Genomic DNA, 7273 nt, shown 5'->3' on the forward strand with positions numbered 1-7273 from the left:
GGCGCGACATGATGGGCACGACATGACTGGCCGCGACACGGGCGTCTGCCAGGCGACCGCGAGGGTGGCGGGCAACGCCCCGGCGGCGGCATACCGCCACCTGACGCTCGACGCACCCGGGATCGCGCAGCTCGCGCAACCCGGGCAGTTCGTCGCCCTCACCGTCGGCGGGCCGACCTCCGCCCTGCTGCTCCGGCGCTCCTTCTCCATCCACCGGGTCGACCCGGCGGCCGGCACGGTCGAGATCGTCGTCTCCGACGCCGGCCCCGGCACCGCGTGGATCACCCGGCTCGACGACGGTGAGAGCGTCGACATCGTCGGCCCGCTGGGTCGAGGGTTCACCCTCCCCGATGCGCCCGGAGCTGCCGTGCTCATCGGCGGCGGCTATGGCTCGGCGCCGATGTTCTGGCTGGCGAATGTCTTGCGGGAGAACGGGTTCGCCATCCACCACGTGCTCGGAGCCGCGAGCGCGGACCGGCTCTTCGGGGCCGAGCTGGCCGACCCGGCCGACGAGCTGATCGTCACCACCGACGACGGCTCGCAGGGGGAGCGGGGGTGGGTCAGCGACCCGCTGCCGGGGCTGCTCGAACGCACCGGCGCGAAGGCCGTCTATGCCTGCGGCCCGATGGGTATGTTGCGCGCGGTCACCGAGATCGCGACTGCGCACGGCGCGCGCGCCGAGGTCGCGGTGGAGGAGGCCATGGCCTGCGGCATCGGGGTCTGTATGACGTGTGTCCTGCCCGTCGTCGGCGCCGACGGCGTCACCCGGATGAGCCGCTCGTGCGTGGACGGGCCGATCTTCGACGCCACCACGGTGCGGTGGGACGCCGTCGCCGGTGGCCGGGTCGCCGTGCCCGCCGACTGCCTGGGAGCGCCGCGATGAGCGTGGACTGGAGCACTAGCGACGTGGCCGGCGACGACGTGCCGGCCGTCGACCTGACCACCGTCGACGTGACCGGCGTTGACCTCACCGCGGATCTGGGCCCGAACCTGCAGCTGCCCAACCCGCTCATGACGGCCTCCGGGTGCGCCGCCAACGGCAAGGAACTGCACCGCTTCGGCGACGTCGCCCAGCTCGGCGCCTTCGTCACCAAGTCGGTCAAGCGCGACCCGCAGTCCGGCCGCGGCACCCCCCGGATGGCAGAGACGCCGAGCGGCATGCTCAACTCCATCGGCCTCCAAGGCCCGGGCATCGATGCCTTCGTCGAGCACGACCTGCCGTGGCTGAAATCCGTTGGGGCGCGGGCGATCGTCTCCATCGCCGGCGCCAGTTCCGGCGAGTTCGCCGAGGTCGCCCGCCGGCTGGTCGCCGCCCCCGACTTCGACGCGGTCGCGGCCATCGAGGTCAATATCTCCTGCCCCAATGTCGCCAACCGCGGCCTGGTCTTCGCCTGCGACCCGGCGTCCTCGACCGGGGTGCTGCGGCTCGTCGCGCCCGAGGTCCCGAGCGGCATACCCCTGCTCGCCAAGCTCACCCCGGACGTCACCGACATCGTCCCCATCGCCGAGGCGGCGCTCGCCGGCGGCGCCCACGGCCTGACGATGATCAACACCCTGCTCGGCATCCACATCGACACCGAGCGGATGCGTCCGCACCTGTTCGGCACCACCGGCGGGCTGTCCGGCCCGGCGATCCGGCCCGTCGCAGTCCGTGCGATCTGGCAGGTGCACGCCGCCATGCGCGCCGGCCGCATCCCGGCCGCGCCGATCGTCGGGGTCGGGGGAGTGCGCACGGGGCAGGACGCCCTCGAACTCACCCTCGCCGGCGCCAGCGCCATCCAGGTCGGCACAGCGATCTTCAACGACCCCAGCGCACCCTGGCGCGTCGCCCGCGAGTTGCGGGACCTGCTGGGGCAGCGCGGCATACCCCGCTATCGCGACCTCGTCGGCGCGGCACACCAGAACTAGAGGAGATCCCATGGCCACCTTCGGCGAGCGCCTGCGCGCCAGCATGGACGCGCACGGTGCCCTCTGCGTCGGCATCGACCCCCACCCCCAACTGCTGCAGCAGTGGGACCTGACCGTCGACGCCGACGGGTTGGCGCGGTTCACCGAGATCTGCGTCGAGGCGTTCGCCGGCCGCGTGGGCGCGGTCAAACCGCAGTCGGCGTTCTTCGAGGAATACGGCTCGGCGGGAATCGCGGTGCTGGAGAACACGATCCGGGCGTTTCGCGACGCCGGGACCCCGCTGATCCTCGATGTCAAGCGGGGCGATATCGGCTCGACGATGGCCGGCTACGCCCGCGCCTACCTCGCCGACGGGGCACCGCTCGCCAGCGACGCGATCACCGCCAGCCCCTACCTCGGGTTCGGTTCGCTGACGCCCGCCCTCGACCAGGCCCGCGAGAGCGGCCGCGGCCTGTTCGTGCTCGCCCTGACCTCCAACCCCGAGGGCTTCGAAGTGCAGCACGCCGTCCGCGGCGACCGCAGCGTCGCCGCCGGCGTGGTCGCCGGGGTGACCGAGGCGAACGTGGAGGCGAGCGCCCGCGGCATACTCGGCAGCATCGGCCTGGTCGTCGGCGCGACCGTGGGCACGGCGGTCCAGGACCTCGGGATCGACCTCGCCGCCGCCAACGCACCCATCCTCGCCCCCGGCTTCGGCGCCCAGGGCGCCGGGCCGGAGGATGCACGACGGGTCTTCGGCGCAGCCATACCCAACGTCCTGGCCAGCTCCAGCCGGGAGGTTCTCGGCGTCGGTCCCCGCGTGGCGGACCTGAGGGGAGCAGCGGATTCGGCGCGACTCCACTAACATAGGGTGATCACGGCCCGGTTCCGGGCCGATCAGTGCAAGGGCCCCCTTCCCGGGGGCCCTTCCCGATGAGAGGAGTTGAGCGTGGCACTCCCCCCGCTCACACCCGAACAGCGCGCTGCCGCACTCGGGAAGGCCGCCGTCGCCCGCCAGGAGCGTGCCGCGGTCAAGAACCGCCTCAAGCACGCGAGCGGCTCGATCTCCGAGGTGATCGAGGATGGCAAGACCAATGACGTGATCGGCAAGATGCGCGTCTCCGCCCTGCTCGAATCCATGCCCGGGGTGGGCAAGGTGCGCGCTGCCGCCATCATGGACGAGCTCGGCATCAGCCCGACCCGTCGGGTCCGCGGCCTGGGGGCCAACCAAGCGGCCGCGTTGCGCGAGCGCTTTCCGGCCAACTGACCGGAAGGTCACTGAGCGGATGAGCACCGGGCGCCTGACCGTGCTGGCCGGCCCGACGGCCGTCGGCAAGGGCAGCGTCGCCGCCTACATCCGCGAAAACGTCCCCTCCGTCTGGCTCTCGGTGTCCGTCACCACGCGGGCGCCGAGGCCGGGCGAGGTGGACGGCGTGCATTACCACTTCGTCGACGACGCCACCTTCGAACGGATGCGCGCCGAGGGGGACCTGCTCGAATGGGCCGTCGTGCACGGGCGGGCCAAGTACGGCACCCCACGCGGGCCGGTGCTGCAGGCCATCGCTCAGGGGCGCGCACCCCTGCTCGAGATCGACCTGCAGGGCGCGCGCCAGGTCCGCGAGACGATGCCGGAGGCGCTCTTCGTCTTCCTCGACCCGCCGAGCTGGGACGAACTGGTGCGCCGCCTCGTCGGGCGCGGCACCGAGGGCGAAGATGAACGCGAGCGGCGCCTGGCAACCGCGCGGGTCGAGATGGCGGCCGCCGACGAGTTCGACGTCCGCATCGTCAACGACGATGTCGAGCGTGCTGCTCGTGAACTCGTATCATTGATGAGTTCACCCAATCCCGAGATGTGACGGTAGACCCTTGTCTGGAACCCTTCCCAACCCCACGGGCATCACCAGCCCGCCCATCGACGACCTGCTGACGCACGCCGACAGCAAGTACGCCCTGGTCATCTATTCGGCCAAGCGCGCCCGTCAGATCAATGCCTACTACTCCCAGCTGCAGGAAGGCCTGCTGGAGTATGTCGGCCCGCTCGTCGACTCGCAGATGCACGAGAAGCCCCTGTCGATCGCGCTGCGCGAGATCAACGACAACCTGCTGACCTCCGAGAAGCTCGACGCCTGACGGCTGCCCGCGTCGTGAACATCGTCCTGGGCGTCGGTGGCGGCATCGCCGCCTACAAGGCGGCCTTGCTGCTGCGCCTGTTCACCGAAAGCGGTCACAGCGTCACCGTCATCCCGACCACTGCCGCGCTGCATTTCGTCGGTGAGCCGACCTGGTCGGCCCTGTCCGGCAAGCCCGTCCAGACCGACGTCTGGACGCACGTCGAGCAGGTGCCGCACGTGCGCCTGGGCCAACAGGCCGACCTCGTCGTCATCGCCCCCGCCACCGCCGACCTGCTCGCGCGGGCCGCGGCCGGCCTCGCCGACGACCTGCTCACCAACACCCTGCTGACCGCGCGCTGCCCGGTCGTCTACGCCCCGGCGATGCACACGGAGATGTGGGAGCACCCGGCGACCCAGGCGAACGTCGAGACGCTCATCGAGCGGGGGGCCCACATCGTGCCGCCCGCGTCGGGCCGGCTCACCGGCGCCGACACCGGTCCCGGCCGCCTGCCGGATCCGGAGGAGATCTTCGCGGTATGCCGCCACCTCCTCGAGCATGGTGCGTCGCCTTCTGCTGGGGAGGATTCGCGCCGCGGTGCGCCGGCTATCCGTGCCGCGACCGGTACCCGTCCGGGTCCTCCCGCCCGCCGCACGTCCTCGCCGCGTCAGCAGGAACCGGACTACACCGGCTGGCATGTCCTGATCAGCGCCGGGGGCACCCGGGAGCCGCTCGATCCGGTGCGCTTCCTCGGCAACCGCAGCTCGGGCAAGCAGGGGTTTGCCCTCGCGGCCCGGGCCGCCGCCCGGGGGGCCCTGGTGAAGGTCGTGAGCGCCAATGTGTCCTTGCCGGTGCCCGAGGGCGTCGAGGTCATCCCGGTCGGCACCGCCCTGGAGATGCAGGCGGCAGTCGAGGCGCAGGTGGGCTGGGCCGACCTGGTGATCATGGCGGCAGCGGTGGCGGACTTCCGGCCCGCGGCATACGCCGGCAGCAAGATCAAGAAGACCCACGACCCGGCTGACCCCGATGCCGCCCCCGTCATCGAACTGGTCCGCAATCCCGACATTCTCGCCGGGTTGGTGCAGGCTCGCGGGCCGGCCCCGAGACCGGTCATCGTCGGATTCGCCGCCGAGACCGGGGACGCCGACCACTCGGTGCTGCGACTGGGGGAGGAGAAGCTTGCCCGCAAGGGCTGCGACCTGCTCGTCGTCAACGAGGTCGGTGTCGACAAGACCTTCGGTTCGGACGAGAACACCGTCCATATCCTTCGCAAGGTCGGCGCACCCGTTGCGGCCGGCCCGGCCGGCAAGGACGTCATCGCCGACGCCATCCTCGACGCCGCGCGGCCCCTGATGGGGTGACCGGTCGACATACCGTCGTCCACCACGCGAGCCTGCCGCAAGTGCGCCCCAGCCGCTGTTTAGAATCGATAAGTTGCGCCTGCCGCGCGTCTTCGAACACCAGGAGTTAATTCGTGTCTGCACGCCTGTTCACCTCCGAGTCGGTCACCGAGGGACACCCCGACAAGATCTGTGACCAGATCTCTGACTCGATCCTCGACGCCATGCTCGAGCAGGACCCGCGCAGCCGGGTCGCCGTCGAGACGATGGTCACCACGGGTCTGGTGCACGTCTCGGGTGAGGTGACCACCGAGTCGTATGTCGAGATCCCGCGCCTGGTGCGTGAGCGGATCCTGGCGATCGGCTATGACTCGTCCGCCAAGGGCTTCGACGGCGCCTCGTGCGGTGTGTCGGTGTCCATCGGCCAGCAGAGCCCCGACATCGCGCAGGGTGTCGACGACGCCTACGAGGCGCGCACGGGCACGACTGACGCCCTCGACAAGCAGGGCGCCGGCGACCAGGGCCTGATGTTCGGCTACGCGTGCGACGACACGGCGGAGCTGATGCCGCTGCCGATCTATCTCGCCCACCGTCTCGCCGAGCGCCTGACCGCGGTGCGCAAGGCCAACGACCTTGCATACCTGCGCCCGGACGGCAAGACCCAGGTGACGATCGAGTACGCCGGCGACAAGGCCGTCCGCCTCGACACCGTCGTCGTCTCCACCCAGCACGCCGACGGCATCTCCCTCGACGCGCTCCTCGCGCCGGACATCGAAAGCCACGTCATCGCGCCGGTTCTCGCCGAACTTGCGGCCGGCGGCACGGAGCTCGACACCTCCGACTACCGCACCCTGATCAACCCCACCGGCAAGTTCGTCATCGGCGGACCGATGGGGGATGCGGGGTTGACCGGGCGGAAGATCATCGTCGACACCTACGGCGGGATGGCCCGGCACGGTGGTGGGGCGTTCTCCGGCAAGGACCCGTCCAAGGTGGACCGCTCCGCGGCCTACGCGACCCGCTGGGTGGCCAAGAACGTCGTCGCCGCGGGCCTGGCGCGCCGGTGCGAGGTCCAGGTCGCCTATGCGATCGGCAAGGCCCAGCCGGTCGGGCTCTATGTGGAGACCTTCGGCACCGAGACCGAGCCGATCGAGAAGATCCAGTCCGCGATCACCTCCGTTTTCGACCTGCGTCCCGCCGCGATCGTGCACGACCTGGACCTGCTCCGCCCGATCTACGTCCCCACCGCCGCATACGGCCACTTCGGCCGCACCATGGCCGACGGCGTCGACAACCCCTTCACCTGGGAGAAGACCGACCGCGTCGAGGAGCTCCAGCGCGCCGTCCGCGGCTGAGACGGGGTTCGCCTCCCGCACGTGGGCTTGTCGGGACCGGCGGCTATCGTCGGTCGCTATGGCTAAGGGCGTGAGCGATCCGGGCGCGGGGAAGACCCCGACGCTCGACATCGCGACCCCTGCGGCCCCGGACCGGGCGGTCTCCGAGGCTGAGGCGCCGCAGGTCGCCAAGCCGGTCGCGAGCGTGCTCGTCGACAGCGGACTGCCGCACCTGGACCGGTTCTTCGAGTATGCCGTGCCGCCCGAACTGGACGAGGCGGCCCGGCCCGGGGTACGGGTCAAGGTGCGCTTCGCCGGGCAGGACCTGCCCGGGTTCGTCGTGGAGCGCCGCGCGCGTGCCGAGCATCCCGGCCGGCTGGCACCCGTCCGCACCGTGGTCTCTCCCGAGCCCGTGCTCACCGCGCCCATCCTCGCGCTGGCCCGGGAGCTGGCGGCGATGTATGCCGGCACCCCAGGCGACGTGCTGCGTCTGGCCATCCCGCCGCGGCACGCCCGCGCCGAGAAAGCGCTGCCGCTCGAGCCGCCCGGCCTCGACCCCTTCGCGGGCGCGCAGCCGTGGGAGTCCTTCGTCGGCGATTACGGCGG

General features: G+C 71.3%; 9 protein-coding genes. All 9 read left to right on the plus strand.

Annotated elements, in window-relative coordinates; all coding sequences use genetic code 11:
• Positions 1–22: 22 nt before the first annotated feature.
• On the plus strand, positions 23–883 hold the full coding sequence (locus BN11_RS00490; RefSeq protein ID WP_083433416.1) for a dihydroorotate dehydrogenase electron transfer subunit: 861 nt from the start codon (positions 23–25) through the stop codon (positions 881–883).
• Positions 880–1908 carry a dihydroorotate dehydrogenase gene (locus BN11_RS00495; protein ID WP_083433417.1) on the plus strand — a complete coding sequence of 343 codons (1029 nt, stop codon included), beginning with the start codon at positions 880–882 and terminating at the stop codon, positions 1906–1908. The genes BN11_RS00490 and BN11_RS00495 overlap by 4 nt, the downstream gene beginning before the upstream one ends.
• Before the next feature lie 10 nt (positions 1909–1918).
• On the plus strand, positions 1919–2749 hold the full coding sequence (gene pyrF / locus BN11_RS00500; RefSeq protein ID WP_048693054.1) for an orotidine-5'-phosphate decarboxylase: 831 nt from the start codon (positions 1919–1921) through the stop codon (positions 2747–2749).
• Positions 2750–2833: 84 nt separating this feature from the next.
• Entirely contained in the window at positions 2834–3151 is a 318-nt protein-coding gene (gene mihF, locus BN11_RS00505) for an integration host factor, actinobacterial type (protein ID WP_048693057.1), read from the plus strand.
• Between the two features lie 19 nt (positions 3152–3170).
• On the plus strand, positions 3171–3740 hold the full coding sequence (gmk, locus tag BN11_RS00510) for a guanylate kinase (protein ID WP_048693059.1): 570 nt from the start codon (positions 3171–3173) through the stop codon (positions 3738–3740).
• A gap of 10 nt (positions 3741–3750) precedes the next feature.
• A complete protein-coding gene (gene rpoZ, locus BN11_RS00515; RefSeq protein WP_048693061.1) occupies positions 3751–4014 on the plus strand; it encodes a DNA-directed RNA polymerase subunit omega in 264 nt (87 codons plus the stop codon).
• A gap of 14 nt (positions 4015–4028) precedes the next feature.
• Complete coding sequence (locus tag BN11_RS00520) at positions 4029–5354, plus strand: bifunctional phosphopantothenoylcysteine decarboxylase/phosphopantothenate synthase (protein WP_048693065.1); 1326 nt, start codon at positions 4029–4031, stop codon at positions 5352–5354.
• Between the two features lie 113 nt (positions 5355–5467).
• Entirely contained in the window at positions 5468–6688 is a 1221-nt protein-coding gene (gene metK / locus BN11_RS00525; protein ID WP_048693068.1) for a methionine adenosyltransferase, read from the plus strand.
• A gap of 58 nt (positions 6689–6746) precedes the next feature.
• Positions 6747–7273 (plus strand): primosomal protein N' family DNA-binding protein (locus BN11_RS23290; protein ID WP_048693071.1); only part of this gene is annotated, 527 nt, incomplete at its 3' end.

This window comes from Nostocoides australiense Ben110 (genome assembly GCF_001050535.1).
Classification (GTDB): Bacteria; Actinomycetota; Actinomycetes; order Actinomycetales; family Dermatophilaceae; genus Nostocoides_A; species Nostocoides_A australiense.

Coding starts and splice junctions, on each gene's coding strand:
- pyrF (WP_048693054.1), top strand. CDS start 1,919: ATGGCCACCTTCGGCGAGCGCCTGCGCGCCAGCATGGACGCGCACGGT.
- gmk (WP_048693059.1), top strand. CDS start 3,171: ATGAGCACCGGGCGCCTGACCGTGCTGGCCGGCCCGACGGCCGTCGGC.
- BN11_RS00490 (WP_083433416.1), top strand. CDS start 23: ATGACTGGCCGCGACACGGGCGTCTGCCAGGCGACCGCGAGGGTGGCG.
- BN11_RS00495 (WP_083433417.1), top strand. CDS start 880: ATGAGCGTGGACTGGAGCACTAGCGACGTGGCCGGCGACGACGTGCCG.